The sequence below is a fragment of the Rhizobium nepotum 39/7 genome (genome assembly GCF_000949865.1).
Taxonomy (GTDB): domain Bacteria; phylum Pseudomonadota; class Alphaproteobacteria; order Rhizobiales; family Rhizobiaceae; genus Agrobacterium; species Agrobacterium nepotum.
Window position 1 is genome coordinate 89,929 of sequence record NZ_JWJH01000005.1, and the last position, 15,188, is coordinate 105,116.

Below are 15,188 nucleotides of genomic sequence, written 5' to 3' on the forward strand. Positions count from 1 at the left end.
AATGTGACTACATCATGCAGACCGATCAGAAAATAGCCCAGATTCTGGACGCCGCCTTGCCGGTGTTCGTGCGCTTTGGCTTTCGCAAGACCTCAATGGCCGACATCGCGCGGGCCGCAGGAATCTCGCGGGCCTCGCTCTATCTGAGCTTCAACAGCAAGGAAGAGCTGTTTCGAGCTGGTTCGATGCGAGCGCACAAACGGACAATGGATGAAGTGGAAGCCGTGCTGGCAGGCCATGGCAGTGCTTTTGAGCGCATGGAAATGGCCATAGCGGTCTTTCAGCGGGAGCTGATCGTTCCCTTTGGAAACAGTACCGATGCAGAAGAGCTGTTTGCGGCCAACATGGCTCTGGCTGAGGATATCACGCTGGAGGCACGGGCGAAGCTGCTGAACATGCTGACGCAGACATTGATAGCGGCCACAGAGAACAGGGAAATCGATCTTGACCCGTTGCAAGCCCAACCCGCTCAACTGGCAAATATCATTGTGGCTGCGATGGATGGGATCAAACACGCGCAGAGGCGTTGTCCCGATCTTGAGGGTGACACAAGACTGTTCATGCGCCTGCTACGGGTGGCGTTGATGCCCCGGACAGGTCAGTAGGGAGAGTTTGGAGGCGACCGTTCACTGACCCAGATCTCACCGCACCAGACGGATATCGCTCGTCACCACCGTTTTGCCTGTCTTGCCGTCTTTGTCGGTGGTGCGCAGCCGCAGGCCGTTGTCGCCGATCTTTTCGATGGTCATGGCGGCAACGCGGTCGCCGTTGATTTCGCGGTTCCAGCGTACCGTGAGGTTGATCGCATTGCCCCGGCGGTTGCCGGCAAGCGCCGAAGGACGGCCGGAAGGACCGGTATAAGTGCCGCTGTAACGCGCGCCGCTGGCGGCGAGATCGGCAGCGATGGCGCGCCTGACCACCAAAAGACCACGACAGGTGCCCGACATGCTGAGCGCCGTCGCCTTTGCATCTGAACTGAGCGTGCAATTGACGTTGATCGGCGGCATGCCGATGCGGGTGATCACCGTTCCCTTGCCTGTCCAGTTGCCTTCGAGCGACGACAAAAACGCGCTTTCGTCGGCGGCGGCTGGCAGCGCGGCAAAAAGACCTGCCGTGACGGCGATGATTGAGGTGCGAATTGGTCCTGTTTTTTCCATTGGACGACTTTGCCGGTTCGGTTTCGTTCGACCCCTAACGCATCATCGCCTCCGGATGTTCCAGTCCCACGAATTGCCATTCAGGTCGTGCAGCCAAGCTCGACACAAAAAAGGAGGCCTTGCGGCCTCCTGTCGTCATCGTTTGTGAAAGAAATGCCCGTCAGCCGACGAAAGCGCGCTCGATGACAAACTCGGCAGGCTTGTTGTTGGCGCCTTCGGTAAGGCTGGCCTTTTCCAGAAGCTCCTTGGTGTCCTTTAGCATGGCCGAGGAACCGCAGATCATGCCGCGATCAATTGCAGGATCGAGTGCCGGGACACCGAGATCCGCAAACAGCTTGCCGTTCTCGATCAGCGTGGTGATGCGGCCCTTGAAGGGGTAATCCTCGCGCGTGACCGTTGCATAATGCTTGAGCTTGTCGCCGACGATCTCGTTCAGGAACTCGTGGTTGCGGATTTCCTCGACCAGATCGAAGCCGTATTTCAGTTCGGCCACATCGCGGCAGGTATGGGTAAGGATGACCTCCTCGAACTTTTCATAGGTATCCGGATCGCGGATCAGGCTCGCGAAGGGCGCGATGCCGGTGCCGGTCGAGAACATATAAAGCCGTCTGCCGGGCGTCAGCGCATCCAGAACCAGCGTGCCTGTCGGCTTCTTGCGCATCAGCACGGTATCGCCGGGCTTGATTGCCTGAAGATGCGACGTCAGCGGGCCGTCCGGAACCTTGATCGAGAAGAATTCCAGTTCCTCATCCCAGGCGGGGCTGGCGATGGAATAGGCGCGATAGACCGGCTTTTCACCGACCATCAGGCCGATCATGGCGAATTCGCCGGAGCGGAAGCGGAAGCCGGCCGGGCGTGTCATCCGGAAACGGAACAGGTGATCCGTATAATGCTCCACCGACAAAACCGTCTCGGCGTAAACACCATCAGGTATCTTGATCGCAAAATCTTCCGTCTTGGCTGGCGCGTTCATTTCAGGTTCCGTCCATTCTTACTCGATAGGCGATATTCTCCGACCGGGCAATTATACCATTTTTGTCGCCTTTTGAAGGCATGAGAATATCAATACTGCCATGTGCGCAGGAAATATGTATCTAAAACTCATATTTCCCGCATCATGCGTCAACCGGCCGCACGGCGACGCCAGCTATAGGTCTCGCCGCCGGTGGCCGGCCGGGCCGTTGGCTGATAATAGACCGGAATTTCCGGCAGGCGACTTTCGGACAGGCGACGGATCGCCGTCCCATTCGTCACCGCAAAGCTGGTAAAGCCGGTGCGCAACATCAGCGGCACCTGGTCGATCAGCACATCGCCGACCGCCCTCACCTCGCCTGCAAAATCAAGACGGCTGCGCAGCAGCGAGGCATGGCTGAAACCCCGGCCGTCATTGAAAGCCGGGAAGCTCACGGCGACAAGCTCGATACGGTCGAGATAGGGCTCGAGCCGGGTGACATCGTCAGCCGGAGCGATCAGAACGCCGAGGCCGACATCGTTGCTTTCAGCGGCACGGACGAGGAAATCGGCAAGCGACAGCACCGGCTTCTGCTCGCCAGTCGCCTTCACTTCTTCCGTTTCGATCACCCAGGGATCATTTTCCACGAAGCCGTCGCGGTTCCAGATTTTCGTCATGGCAATCTCCTCAGGCGGCTTCGGCCGCAGAACCGTAGAGCGCATTCTTGAAGGGCTGCGGCCCGACGCGACGATAGGCTTCGAGGAAGTTTTCCTCCTTCGAAAGGCGCAAGCCCAGATAGGTATCGACGATGGTTTCCACCGCGTCTGTCACCTTTTCCGGCTCAAAACCGCGACCGATGATCTCACCGATCGAAGTGTTTTCGTCGCCCGATCCGCCAAGCGTGATCTGGTAGAGTTCGGCACCCTTCTTTTCCACACCCAGAAGGCCGATATGGCCGACATGGTGGTGGCCGCAGGCATTGATGCAGCCGGAAATCTTGATCTTCAGCTCACCGATTTCCAACTGACGCTCATGCGCGCCGAAACGGGTGGAGATTTCCTGCGCCAGCGGAATGGAGCGCGCATTGGCAAGCGCGCAATAGTCCAGCCCGGGACAGGCAATGATATCGGTGATCAGCCCGGCATTGGCGGTAGCCAACCCCGCACCCACCAGTGCGCGATAGACCGGCTCAAGATCGGCCAGCGCCACATGCGGCAGGATGATGTTCTGCTCGTGGCTGATGCGGATTTCGTCGAAGGCGTATTCGGCGGCGATATCGGCAACGAGTTCCATCTGCTCGTCCGTCGCATCACCCGGAATGCCGCCAATCGGCTTCAGCGAAATCGTCACCATGCCGTAATCGGGATGCTTGTGCGGCGCGACGTTCTGCTCGACGAAGCGGGCAAAGCCCTCATCCGCCCGCTTCCAGCGCGCCAGACTTTCCCAGCCTTCGGGGCGATTCGTCAGTGCCGGCGGTGCGAAATAAGCGGTGATGGCCGCAATATCGGCATCCGGCAGCTTCAATTCGCTGTTTTTCAGGTCCGCGAACTCGACCTCGACCTGACGGGCCAGTTCTTCGGCACCGGTCTCGTGCACGAGTATCTTGATGCGCGCCTTGTATTTGTTGTCGCGGCGGCCGTGCAGATTATAAACGCGCATGACAGCCGTGGTGTAGGACAGCAGGTCCTCTTCCGGCAGGAAGTCGCGGATCTTCTTGGCGATCATCGGCGTGCGGCCCTGCCCACCGCCGACATAGACGGCAAAACCGATCTCGCCCTTGTCGTTCTTTTTCAAGTGCAGGCCGATATCGTGAACCTGAATGGCGGCGCGGTCGCGCTCGGCACCCGTTACCGCGATCTTGAACTTGCGCGGCAGGAACGAGAATTCCGGATGCACGGAAGACCATTGACGCAGGATTTCCGCATAAGGACGTGGATCGGCAACCTCGTCGGCGGCGGCACCTGCGAAATGGTCGGCAGTCACGTTGCGAATGCAGTTGCCGGAGGTCTGCAACGCATGCATTTCCACGCTTGCCAGTTCGGCGAGGATATCCGGCGTATCGGACAGGCGCGGCCAATTGTACTGGATATTCTGGCGGGTGGTGAAATGGCCATAACCCCGGTCATATTTGCGGGCGATATGGGCCAGCATCCGCATCTGCTGCGAATTCAGCGTGCCATAGGGAATGGCGACGCGCAGCATATAGGCATGAAGCTGGAGATAGACACCGTTCATAAGGCGCAGCGGCTTGAACGCGTCCTCGGCCAGTTCGCCGGACAGCCGGCGCTCGACCTGATCGCGAAACTGCGCCACGCGGCCTTCAACAAATGCGTGATCAAACTCGTCGTAACGGTACATCTTCTTCCTCAGACTGCGATGAATGCTGCATCGGCCGGCTTGAAGCCGTTGGCATAGTGCATGGTCGGACCAGCGGCGCGAATGCGCTCGCGAAGCCGCGTCGGCCAGAGCTTGCCATTCTCCTCCACCACGTCGATGACGTTTACGTCAACGACTTTGTTGGCGGAAAAATCCCGCTTGCCGATTTCCTCGAACGAGGCGACGGCCTCCGCATGGCGGGCGACGATCGCGTCCTGCAGGTTCTCCGTCCATTCGCCATTGGCATCGAGCCAGACGGCGATACCATCGCCAAGGCGGTTGGCGGTCAAAACCTTGTCAGCCATTTGCATACTCCCGTTTGAGGTTCGCTGGCTTTGAGCCAAGCGCAAGCGCCTCGGACCTGTCGAAATTGGCGCCCGCCACCGCATCGCCGATGATGACCATAACCGGGCCGGTCAACTCATCGCGATATTCGAGGTCGGGCAGATCGTTCAATGTGCCATGCAGCAGGCGGCGATCCGCGCGGCTGGCATTTTCGATGACGGCCACCGTCGTTTCCACGCCGAGCCCGGCCTCGATCAGCCTTGTCGCGACGGACGCTGCAACGCTGCGGCCCATATAAACGGCAATGGTGGCGCCGGAAACGGCAAGACGCGCCCAGTCGGGCAGCACATCGCCGGTCAGATCGTGGCCGGTGGTGAAAATCAGCGACGAGGCGACACCGCGCAGCGTCAGCGGCAATTCGAAATCCGCAGCTGCGGCGAAGGCCGAGGTGATGCCAGGCACGATCTCGTAGCCGATGCCGGCACTACGCAGCGCGGCCATTTCCTCACCCGCCCGGCCATAGACCAGCGGATCGCCGGATTTGAGGCGCACGACGCGTTTGCCGTCTTTGCCAAGGCGCACCAGCAGGCGGTTGATTTCGTCCTGCGACTTGCTGTGGCAACCCTTGCGCTTGCCGACGGACAGGCGTTCGGCATCGCGGCGGCCCATATCGACGATTGCCTGTGGTACCAGCGCATCATAGACGATGACGTCGGCTTCCATCAGCACGCGCTGGGCGCGCAGCGTCAGCAGGTCTTCCGCACCGGGACCGGCGCCGACAAGCCAGACGCGGCCTTCGCTGCGTTCGGGCGATAACAACAGACGATTAGCGGCGTCACGGGCGGAAAGCGTATCGCCGAGAGCGACGGCATCTGCGACAGCACCTGAAAAGAACCGACGCCAGAAATTGCGCCGCAACGCGCCCTTGGGCACATTCTGCTCGGCCACGTCACGATACTGCACGGCAAGGCGTGCAAGCTTGCCAAGCGACGGCGACAGCATCTGGTCGATGCGCGCGCGGATCATCTGGGCAAGAACCGGCCCTGCCCCTTCGGTGCCAATGGCGATGGCGACGGGTGCGCGGGCCACGAGCGCCGGGGTGAAGAAATCGCAAAATTCCGGCTGGTCCACCGCATTGGCGGGGATTTTCTTCGCGCGCGCGACAGAGACGATCTCGCGGTCCAGCGCCTCGTCACCGGTGGCGGCAAAAACCAGAGTTGCGCCATCGATCAGCTCGCTGGAAAAGCCCAGGGCCTGATGATCGATGCCGTTATTTCGGAGATAGCGCGCAAAATCCGCTTCCGGCTCGTCGGCATAGGCGATGATATGCGCATTGGTATTGGCAAGCAGCCTTACCTTTGCGAAAGCCTCATCTCCATTTCCGAAGACAATGACCTGCCGTCCCTCAACCCGGAAGAAAGCGGGGAAGGTCGAAAGGCGGTCGCCGGCTGCGGAAAAATCATGTTCGTCGTGCATTGTGCATATATCCCGCATTGCGGCGCAAGATTGAAGAAACAGAAATTCAAGCCTTTCCGGCACCTGGATTTTTATTTCTCGAACACCCCTGTTTTTGAGGAAAACCAACCAGCACCCCTGTTTTACCCCTGTCAGAGGCATCGGAATCCCGTGAGAATCCCTTGACAAACCATGTCCTCGCGCCGAACAAGGGAGGACCATTTTCGTCGATTTCTCCACGCGAAAACCGCTTTTTTTAGAGCGGCACGAAGGATCAGACCCTTGAACAGCCCCACTCTCGCCGCCCGTCTTCTCGATGTCATCGAACACGATATCCTGCCGTTGACGGTGCGCGGGGTCAGCCTCGGAAACAAGGTTTTCGGCGCGGCGATCCTGCGCAAATCCGACCTGTCGCTGGTGATTGCGGAGACGAATAACGAGCTGGAAAACCCGCTCTGGCACGGTGAGGTGCACGCCCTGAAGCGGTTTTACGAACTGGGCGAGAAGCCGAATACCAAGGACCTGATTTTCCTTTCCACCCACGAACCCTGCACCATGTGCATGTCCGCCATCACCTGGGCCGGCTTCGACAATTTCTATTCCTTCTTCAGCCACGAGGATTCCCGCGATGCTTTCGCGATCCCGCACGATCTGAAAATCCTGAAGGAAGTGTTCGGGCTGGAGCCGGGCGGATATCGCCGCAGCAACGCCTTCTGGAACTCTTTCTTCATCGCCGATCTGGTGGAAAGCGAGAACGATCCGTTGAAAAGCACATTGAAGGCGCAGACGGCCCGCATCAAGGCCGCCTATGACGATCTCTCCACCACATACCAGTCGTCGAAAAGCGATAACGACATTCCGCTGAATTAGAGCATTTCCCGGAAAAGTGCGTAAAAACAAAGAATGAAGGTTTGAGACACGATGGAAGCCTCGAAGGATATTTCCCGCCTGATCGAGATCATGGAAGCCCTGCGCCAGCCGGAAACCGGTTGCCCGTGGGATGTTGTCCAGACCTTCGAGACGATCAAGCCCTACACCATTGAAGAGGCTTATGAAGTCGCCGACGCCATCGAGCGCAAGGATATGGACGATCTTTGCGACGAGCTGGGCGACCTGTTGTTGCAGGTGGTTTTCCACGCCCGCATTGCCGAGGAACGGGGCGAATTCGCCTTTGGCGACGTGGTTGAGGCTGTCACCTCGAAAATGATCCGCCGCCATCCGCATGTCTTTGCCGTGTCCGCCGCGGATACGCCAGAGAGCGTCAAGCTGCAATGGGACCAGATCAAGGCCGCAGAAAAACGCGAACGTGCGGAGCGCCGTGCGCAGCGGGGTATCACGGAAGATTTCAAGGCGGGCTTCCTTGGCGGCGTACAGCGCAGCCAGCCGGCGCTGACCGAGGCCCTGAAGCTGCAGGAGCAGGCCGCGCGCGCCGGTTTCGACTGGTCGGACCCCGCTCCTATTCTCGACAAGATCGAGGAGGAGATCGCAGAATTGCGCGAAGCGCTGGCGGAGGGAAAACCGGAGAAGGTCTCCGACGAACTCGGAGATCTCATCTTCGCGCTCGTCAATATCGGCCGCCACGTCAAGGCCGATCCGGAAGATGCGCTGCGCGGCACCAATACGAAATTCCGCAGGCGTTTCAACCACATCGAAACGTCTCTCACCGAAAATGGCGAGACGCTGGAAGAAGCGAGCCTTGAGAGAATGGAAGACCTCTGGCAGGCGGCGAAACGCATCGAACGCTCGCTCGATACGGTTTCGTCCTAGCCCGCCGTCACCCCGGATTTAGTCCGGGGTCCAGTGCGATCAAGTCCTTGATCGCAAAAGACTCTTTCCTCACGACACAGACGCGCCGTGGCTGGATTCCGGCTCAAGGCCGGAATGACGGGGAGAGGTTTTCGGGCCTTACAATCGTTCTCAGAGCAATTACTGCTCCCAGTCTTCCCGCTCGCGGAGGGTCGCTTTTCCAAGCTTCCGTTCCAGTTCGGCGGCCTGCGCTTCCGACAGGCGCACATCGAGAACGACCGAGCCGTCTTCGTGGTCTTCACGGCTGTCGACGATGGAATTGCTGTAAACCCAGGAGATCAGCGGCAATTGCTCGACGGAGAGGACAACGGTCGTTTCCGTCAGGACACCGGACAGACGCCCGGAAATCTCGTCCATCAGGGCATCGACGCCCTCGCCCGTGACGGCTGAAACGGCACGAATATTGGCGCTGCCTTCGGCGCGCTCGATGATGGCGTCATGCGCCTCCGGCTCGAGGCGGTCGACCTTGTTCCAGACCTCGATGATGCGCTTTTCGGCTTCCTTCTCGTCAATGCCGAGATCGCCGAGAATGCGCAGCACATCCGCCGACTGGGCGGCATTGTCCGGATCGGACATGTCACGCACATGCAAAACGAGATCGGCTTCCAGCACCTCTTCCAGCGTTGCGCGGAAAGCGGCGACCAGATGCGTCGGCAGGTCGGAGATGAACCCGACCGTGTCGGACAGGATGACCGTGCGGCCATGCGGCAGCTTCATGCGGCGCAAGGTCGGATCGAGCGTGGCGAACAGCATGTCCTCGGCCAGAACGCCAGCACCGGTGATGCGGTTGAACAGCGTGGATTTGCCGGCGTTGGTATAACCGACCAGAGCCACGATCGGATGCGGCACCTTGCGGCGCTTGGCGCGGTGAAGCTGGCGGGTGCGCACCACCTGCTCCAGCTCGCGCTCCAGCTTGACGATGCGATCCTGAAGCAGCCGGCGGTCGGCCTCGATCTGGGTTTCACCCGGACCACCCATGAAGCCTGCGCCACCGCGCTGACGCTCAAGGTGGGTCCAGCTTCTGACGAGGCGGCCCTTCTGGTAGTTCAGATGCGCAAGATCGACCTGCAGCGTGCCTTCCTTGGTGGAGGCGCGACGGCCGAAGATTTCAAGGATCAGGCCGGTTCGGTCGATGACCTTGCAATTCCATTGTTTTTCAAGATTGCGCTGCTGCACCGGGGTCAAGGGATGATCGACGATCACCAGACCGGAATCGGTTTCATCCAGAAGATGACCGATTTCCTCGATCTTGCCGGTTCCGAACAATGTGGCCGGACGCGGCTGGTTGACCGGAACGATGAGCCCTTGGGTCACCTCCAGATCGATGGCGAGCGCCAGCCCCTTCGCTTCCTCCAGCTTGGCTTCGACAGACCGGCTCGCGGTCGCCGTGGCTGCTGCAGCGTCGCGATTTTCGCGTGGTTGCTTGAGGACAGGAACGAGGACAACCGCGCGCATGTCGTCGCGGCGCTTCTCCTGCTCCGGAATGATGGATTCGTTCGAAGTGTCTCGCGTCGAAATTGGCTCAGCCTTATCCAGAAAAAACATTGCGGCCGACCGCATCCGCGCGGACGGCCTTGGGGATTAACCTGACGGAACCGGAAATGTTCCCGGTTCGGGTCGGTTTATGTCGAAGATACCGTCGAGGGAGCCTGATCAGGCCGCGCCTTCTTCGCTCTCGAACATCTGCATCGGCTGGCCGGGCATGATGGTGGAGATCGCATGCTTGTAAACAAGCTGCGAGTGACCGTCACGGCGCAAAAGCACGCAGAAATTGTCGAAGGAGGTGACAACGCCCGTTAGCTTGACGCCGTTGATCAGGAAAATCGTGAGCGAAATCTTCTGCTTACGAACGGTATTGAGGAAAAGATCCTGAAGGTTTTGAGAACGTTCCGCCATGGCGCCGCTTCTTTCTTTTTTGCCGGCAGGGATACCGGAAAATAATCAATCAATAATAAACCGGCCGAGTCTTGTCCCCCGCTTGGCCGACCTGCAACTCTGGTATCAAATCATGTCCTGTTCCGCAACGGCGAAAACAGCCGAATGAGTACGAGTATTGACCCGCTTTTTCGATTCGAAACAGTCAGAAATATTGTATCGAAACCCGGAAAAGCTGTTCCACGTCGCGGACAGCATCGGCGGACGCAAACAGCACGACGCGGTCCTTCGCCTTGATCTTCGTACTGCCGTCCGGGCGGATCACCACACCGTCGCGATAGATCGCGCCGATGCGCACGCCTTCGGGCATATCGATGTCGCGGAAGGACTGGCCGACCAATGGCGATGTCTCCAGCGCCTCCGCCTCGATCACCTCCGCCGACCCGTGCTGGACGGCGTAAACCGAGCGGATGCGGCCTTTGCGCACATGCTGGAGAACGCGCGAAATGGTAACGGCCCGTGGGTTGATATAGGCATCGAGACCGAGCGAAGCCGCGACTTCGTGGAAGGACGAGCTGTTCAGCAAGGCGAGGTTTGATTTGCAGCCGAGTTGCTTGGCCATCACGGCCGCCAGAATATTGGTCTGGTCGCTGTTGGTGAGCGTCACGATCAGGTCGGCATCCTGAATGTCCGCCTGCATCAGAATCTTCTGGTCGAGCGCCGAACCATGCATGACGATGGTGTTGCTGAGCTGCTCCGATGCGGCAACAGCCCTGTCGCGATCCGACTCGATGATCTTCACCCGCGTCTTTGGCTGCAACTCCTCGATCTTGTGCGCGACGAAGTGGCCGATATTGCCGGCGCCGGCGATGACGATGCGCTGCGCCTCCTGCTCCTCGTGGCCAAAAAGGCTCAAGGTGCGGCGGGCGTGCTGGCGCTGACAGATCACATAGGCAAGGTCGCCGACCCGCAACTGCTCGGAGGAATGCGCGACTTTCAGGATGCCGTTGCGGTAAACCCCCACCACTGTCGCGATGAGGTCGGGAAACAGGTTGGAAAGCTGCTGCAGCGGTGTGTTGATGACCGGGCAGTCCTCCATGCATTCGATCGCCAGCATGAAGATCGTATCGTCGGCGAAACGCACGACATCGGTGGCGCCGGGAAAGGCGATGCGCCTGAGCACCATCTTGCCGACTTCCACCTCCGGCGAAATCGTCACGTCGATCGACATGTTCTCGCGGCTGAAGAGATCGGCATATTCCGGCCTCAGATAGCTTTGGTCGCGGATGCGGGCGATCTTGGTCGGAACGCTGAACAGCGCATGCGCCACCTCGCAGGCGACGATGTTGATTTCGTCATGCAACGTCACGGCGATGATCATGTCCGCCTGGTCGGCGCCCGCTTTCGCCAGCATATCGGGATGGGCGCCATGGCCCACATAACCGCGCACATCCAGCGTCTCGGTAATGGCGGTGATCAACGAGGCGGCCGTATCGATCACCGATACCTCGTTATCCTCGCGCGATAATTGTTCGGCGATGCCGTAACCCACCTGCCCTGCGCCGCATATGATGACTTTCATGCTGTCTCTCTGACGGAATAATCGGTTACGGCGACTTGGCCTTCATTCCTTATACGCCGAGAGATTTCAGTTTGCGATGCAGCGCCGATCTTTCCATGCCGACAAATTCCGCCGTTCGCGAAATATTGCCACCGAAGCGGTTGATCTGGGCCACCAGATAGTCTCGCTCGAACATTTCGCGCGCCTCGCGCAGCGGCAGAGTCATGATGTGCTGATCGCCCTGCGCCGAAATCTTCGGCAGCATATCGCCAATATCCGCCGGCAGCATATCGGCCGAAATCGGTGCCTCGCCGCCCTCTGGACGGGCGAGGATCATCAGCCGCTCGATATTGTTGCGGAGCTGGCGGATGTTGCCCGGCCAGTCATGCGTCTGGAGAACGGCCATGGCGTCGTCGCCGATCTTGCGCGGACGGATACCGGCCTGTTCGGAAATCTGCCGCATGAACATGTCGACAAGGAAAGGAATATCCTCGCGCCGTTCCGACAGCGCCGGCACCTTCACCGGCACCACGGCGAGGCGGTGGTAAAGGTCTTCGCGGAACTGGCCTTCGGCGATCAGGCTTTCGAGGTGATGGGCGGTCGAGGAAATGATGCGCACATCCACCTTCACCCGCTTGCCGCCGCCGACACGCTCGAACTGCTGGTCCACCAGCACGCGCAGGATCTTGTTCTGCGTCTCGCGCGGCATCTCGCCGACTTCATCGAGATAGAGCACGCCGCGATGGGCCTCTTCGAGAGCCCCCACCTTGCGCGGCTGTCCGGGTAAGCCTTCCGTGCCGAAAAGCGCGATTTCCATGCGGTCGGGCGTGATCGTCGCCGCGTTCAGCGCCACGAAAGGTCCGCTGGCGCGCGAGGACTTCTTGTGCACCATGCGCGCCACCAGTTCCTTGCCGGAACCGGAGGGACCGAGGATCATGATGCGGCTGTTGGTAGGTGCTACCCTGTCGATCGTCTGGCGAAGCTGCGAAACGGCAAGCGACGCGCCAACGAGTTCAACCGCGTCACCGGTGCGCTTCTTGAGTTCCAGAACCTCCCGCTTCAGCTTGGAGTTTTCCAGCGCCCGCTCGGCGATCAGGATGAGGCGGTCCGCCTTGAACGGCTTTTCGATGAAATCGAAAGCGCCGCGCTTGATCGCGTTGACGGCGGTTTCGATATTGCCGTGACCTGAGATCATGACCACCGGAATATCGGGATGGCGGCTCTTGATCTCGTCCAGCAGAGCCAGACCGTCGAGCTTCGAACCCTGCATCCAGATGTCGAGAAAGATCAGACGCGGCACGCGTTCCGAAATGGCGGCCAGCGCACTGTCGCTGTCGAACGCCATGCGCGTCTCGTGGCCCTCGTCGGACAGAATACCCGCTACGATTTCGCGAATATCCGCTTCGTCATCCACGACCAGAATATCAGACGCCATATGCTGCTTCCTTGTTATTTTTGCCGCCGACCGCCTCGATATAGGGCAACAGCACTCTGATCATGGCACCGTGGCCATGGTCGAACTCCGGCGGGGCATCGTGGAGTTCCAGATACCCGCCATGCTCTTCAATGATCTTCTTGACGATGGCGAGGCCGAGGCCGGTGCCCTTGTCCCGCATCGTCATATAGGGTTCGAGAATGCGGTGACGGTTCTCGACGGGAAGGCCGCGGCCATTGTCGATGATATCAGCCACAAAACGGGAATTGGTCTCGTCGAAAGATGCGCGCACCAGGATCTTGCCCGGCCGCTTTTCGCCTTCCACCGCCTCGATGGCTTCCGTCGCGTTCTTGATGAGATTGCCGAACGCCTGTCCCAGCATGCGGGCATCGAACATGCCCTCCAGCGGAATATCGCCCAGCTCCGTTGAGAATTTGGTGTCGGCGGCGCTGATTTCCCGCAGGAATGCCGCGTCCTTCAAAATCGCGCGCAGGTCCGACTTTTCCTTCGTCGGCTTCGGCATACGCGCAAAGGCCGAGAATTCGTCCACCATCCGGCCGATATCGCCGACCTGCCGGACGATGGTATCCGTACACTGGTCAAAAATGGCGCGGTCGCTCTCGTCGATCTGCTTGCCGAAACGGCGCTTGATGCGTTCGGCGGAAAGCTGGATCGGCGTCAGCGGGTTCTTGATCTCGTGGGCGATGCGCCGCGCGACATCAGACCATGCGGTCGAGCGCTGGGCGATGACGAGATCGGTGATGTCATCGAGCGTGATGACGTAGCTGTCGCGGCTGTCGCGGGCATCCTCGCGGGTCACCTGCACATTGAGAGTCCGTTCCTTGCCGCGCCGCATGATATTGATCTGCTTACGGAAGTTGCCGCGCGACCAGGTATTGGCCTCAGTTACGACCTCTTCGATTTCAGGCGCGATTTCCGACAGTTGCGCGCCGATCAGCTGTTCGGAGGTCTGTGCCAGGAACTCTTCTCCCGAGGGATTGACGATGGTGATCTTGCGGTTCTCGTCAACACCGATGACGGCGGCGGTAACGCCCGACAGCACCGCCTCGATGAAGCGACGGCGGTCGTCGATATCGTCCTTCGCCTCGATGATCTGCTCCTGCTGGCTGCGCAGTTCCGAGACCATCTTGTTGAAGGTGCGGGACAGACGTCCGACGTCGCCGTCCACGGCGCGAACAGGAACCAGTACATGCATGTTGCCGGTGGCGACACTGTCTGCGGCGCTGATGAGAAGGCGGATCGGGCGCACAATGCGGTCGGCCACCGCAATCGCCGTCCAGATCGCGGCCAGAAGAACGATCAGCGCGAAACCGAGATAGAGGATCGCAAACGCGATCTGCAAGGGCGCGCGACCCGCTTCCATCGCCTTGTATTCGGCGCGGTTCTCCTCCATCAGCCGCATCGCGCTCATCACCTTTGGATCGACGGCGCGCACGGTGTAGAGGAATGTGCCGCTGATACCCTCGAGCTTGATGATGGCGCCGACGAGATTGGTGATACCCGGCGGAATAAGGGTCGGCTGACCGGCGGCGGCCTTTTCAAGCGCATCATGCGGAATGGCGGGAAGCGGCTTTTCCGTCTTGATGTCGGCCTGCGCGACGGCGTCGCCGTCCTCCTGCACCAGAAACGCGCCGAGAAGGCCGCGGCCCTTGGCCTGTCGGGTCATCAGGTCAACGAAGCCGGTGCGGTCGAGGTAAAACAGGGCGCGGTTGCGGTCGAGGTCGGTGGCCATCGACAGGGTCTGCCCCTGAAGATAGCCGGCATTTTCCATCATATAGGCCTGGGCGATATTGCTGGAGGAATCGACGATCGACTGGGTGCGGAGCGAAAACCAGCGGTCGAGGCCGACATTCAGCGTCAGACTGGCGAAGATGGCGACAAGAACGGCGGGCGTGATCGCCACGATGGAGAAAAGCACGACGATGCGGACGTGCAAACGAGCCGCAGCCCTGCCCTTTTTCCGCGCTTTCAGCAGGCGGTTGATTTCCCGGCCGATGAGAAACATCAGTCCGATCACGAGGATCGAATTGATGACGACGGAAGCGATGACGACATTCGATGTCGGCGCAATCGGCGTGACGCCCATAAGCACGAAGAGGGTCGCGATAGCGCAAATAAGGGCGACGCCGGCGAGCACCAGCCCAGGCAGAGCGAAGGACATCCTGCGATCGGCAACCACCATTCCCGCTGCGTCTTCGGCAACGGCTTTTTCGGCGGCGGGTTTCCGCATGCATTTCTCCCAATCGCTGGCAAGCCAGCACCACA

General features: G+C 59.8%; 14 protein-coding genes. 3 read left to right on the forward strand and 11 right to left on the reverse strand.

What is annotated here, in order from left to right; all coding sequences use genetic code 11:
• Nucleotides 1-14 precede the first annotated feature (14 nt).
• Complete coding sequence (locus RS75_RS06395; protein ID WP_234704232.1) at nucleotides 15-605, forward strand: TetR/AcrR family transcriptional regulator; 591 nt, start codon at nucleotides 15-17, stop codon at nucleotides 603-605.
• A gap of 36 nt (nucleotides 606-641) precedes the next feature.
• On the opposite strand, the gene RS75_RS06400 is transcribed toward RS75_RS06395, so the two are convergent.
• From RS75_RS06400 to cysG, 6 genes are all read right to left on the reverse strand, one after another.
• Nucleotides 642-1,157, reverse strand: a complete 516-nt coding sequence (locus RS75_RS06400) for a hypothetical protein (RefSeq protein ID WP_407691518.1) — start codon at nucleotides 1,155-1,157, stop codon at nucleotides 642-644.
• 160 nt (nucleotides 1,158-1,317) lie between these two features.
• Complete coding sequence (locus tag RS75_RS06405; RefSeq protein ID WP_045018498.1) at nucleotides 1,318-2,130, reverse strand: ferredoxin--NADP reductase; 813 nt, start codon at nucleotides 2,128-2,130, stop codon at nucleotides 1,318-1,320.
• A gap of 149 nt (nucleotides 2,131-2,279) precedes the next feature.
• The gene (locus RS75_RS06410) at nucleotides 2,280-2,786 is read right to left on the reverse strand and encodes a DUF934 domain-containing protein (protein ID WP_045018789.1); all 507 of its coding nucleotides are present in this window, start codon (nucleotides 2,784-2,786) and stop codon (nucleotides 2,280-2,282) included.
• Between the two features lie 10 nt (nucleotides 2,787-2,796).
• On the reverse strand, nucleotides 2,797-4,467 hold the full coding sequence (locus tag RS75_RS06415; RefSeq protein WP_045018499.1) for a nitrite/sulfite reductase: 1,671 nt from the start codon (nucleotides 4,465-4,467) through the stop codon (nucleotides 2,797-2,799).
• A gap of 8 nt (nucleotides 4,468-4,475) precedes the next feature.
• Nucleotides 4,476-4,790 (reverse strand): DUF2849 domain-containing protein, encoded by a 315-nt coding sequence (locus RS75_RS06420; protein ID WP_003512933.1) that lies wholly within the window; start codon nucleotides 4,788-4,790, stop codon nucleotides 4,476-4,478.
• Nucleotides 4,783-6,246, reverse strand: a complete 1,464-nt coding sequence (gene cysG, locus RS75_RS06425) for a siroheme synthase CysG (RefSeq protein WP_045018791.1) — start codon at nucleotides 6,244-6,246, stop codon at nucleotides 4,783-4,785. The genes RS75_RS06420 and cysG overlap by 8 nt, the downstream gene beginning before the upstream one ends.
• Before the next feature lie 261 nt (nucleotides 6,247-6,507).
• Between cysG and RS75_RS06430 the strand changes: the two genes are divergently transcribed.
• A complete protein-coding gene (locus tag RS75_RS06430) occupies nucleotides 6,508-7,095 on the forward strand; it encodes a deaminase (protein WP_045018501.1) in 588 nt (195 codons plus the stop codon).
• Nucleotides 7,096-7,146: 51 nt separating this feature from the next.
• Nucleotides 7,147-7,992, forward strand: coding sequence for a nucleoside triphosphate pyrophosphohydrolase (gene mazG, locus RS75_RS06435; protein ID WP_045018503.1), 846 nt, complete (start codon nucleotides 7,147-7,149; stop codon nucleotides 7,990-7,992).
• Nucleotides 7,993-8,151: 159 nt separating this feature from the next.
• Here the strand turns inward: mazG and hflX are convergent, their stop codons facing one another.
• The 5 genes from hflX to RS75_RS06460 all read right to left on the reverse strand — a co-directional run bounded on the left by hflX (nucleotide 8,152) and on the right by RS75_RS06460 (nucleotide 15,153).
• Entirely contained in the window at nucleotides 8,152-9,576 is a 1,425-nt protein-coding gene (gene hflX, locus RS75_RS06440) for a GTPase HflX (protein ID WP_200893617.1), read from the reverse strand.
• Nucleotides 9,577-9,684: 108 nt separating this feature from the next.
• A complete protein-coding gene (hfq, locus tag RS75_RS06445) occupies nucleotides 9,685-9,927 on the reverse strand; it encodes an RNA chaperone Hfq (RefSeq protein WP_003496145.1) in 243 nt (80 codons plus the stop codon).
• A 184-nt stretch (nucleotides 9,928-10,111) separates the two neighbouring features.
• Complete coding sequence (gene trkA, locus RS75_RS06450; RefSeq protein ID WP_045018505.1) at nucleotides 10,112-11,488, reverse strand: Trk system potassium transporter TrkA; 1,377 nt, start codon at nucleotides 11,486-11,488, stop codon at nucleotides 10,112-10,114.
• A 49-nt stretch (nucleotides 11,489-11,537) separates the two neighbouring features.
• Nucleotides 11,538-12,902 (reverse strand): nitrogen assimilation response regulator NtrX, encoded by a 1,365-nt coding sequence (gene ntrX / locus RS75_RS06455; RefSeq protein WP_045018507.1) that lies wholly within the window; start codon nucleotides 12,900-12,902, stop codon nucleotides 11,538-11,540.
• Nucleotides 12,892-15,153, reverse strand: a complete 2,262-nt coding sequence (locus RS75_RS06460) for a sensor histidine kinase NtrY-like (RefSeq protein ID WP_045018508.1) — start codon at nucleotides 15,151-15,153, stop codon at nucleotides 12,892-12,894. The genes ntrX and RS75_RS06460 overlap by 11 nt, the downstream gene beginning before the upstream one ends.
• Nucleotides 15,154-15,188: the final 35 nt, after the last annotated feature.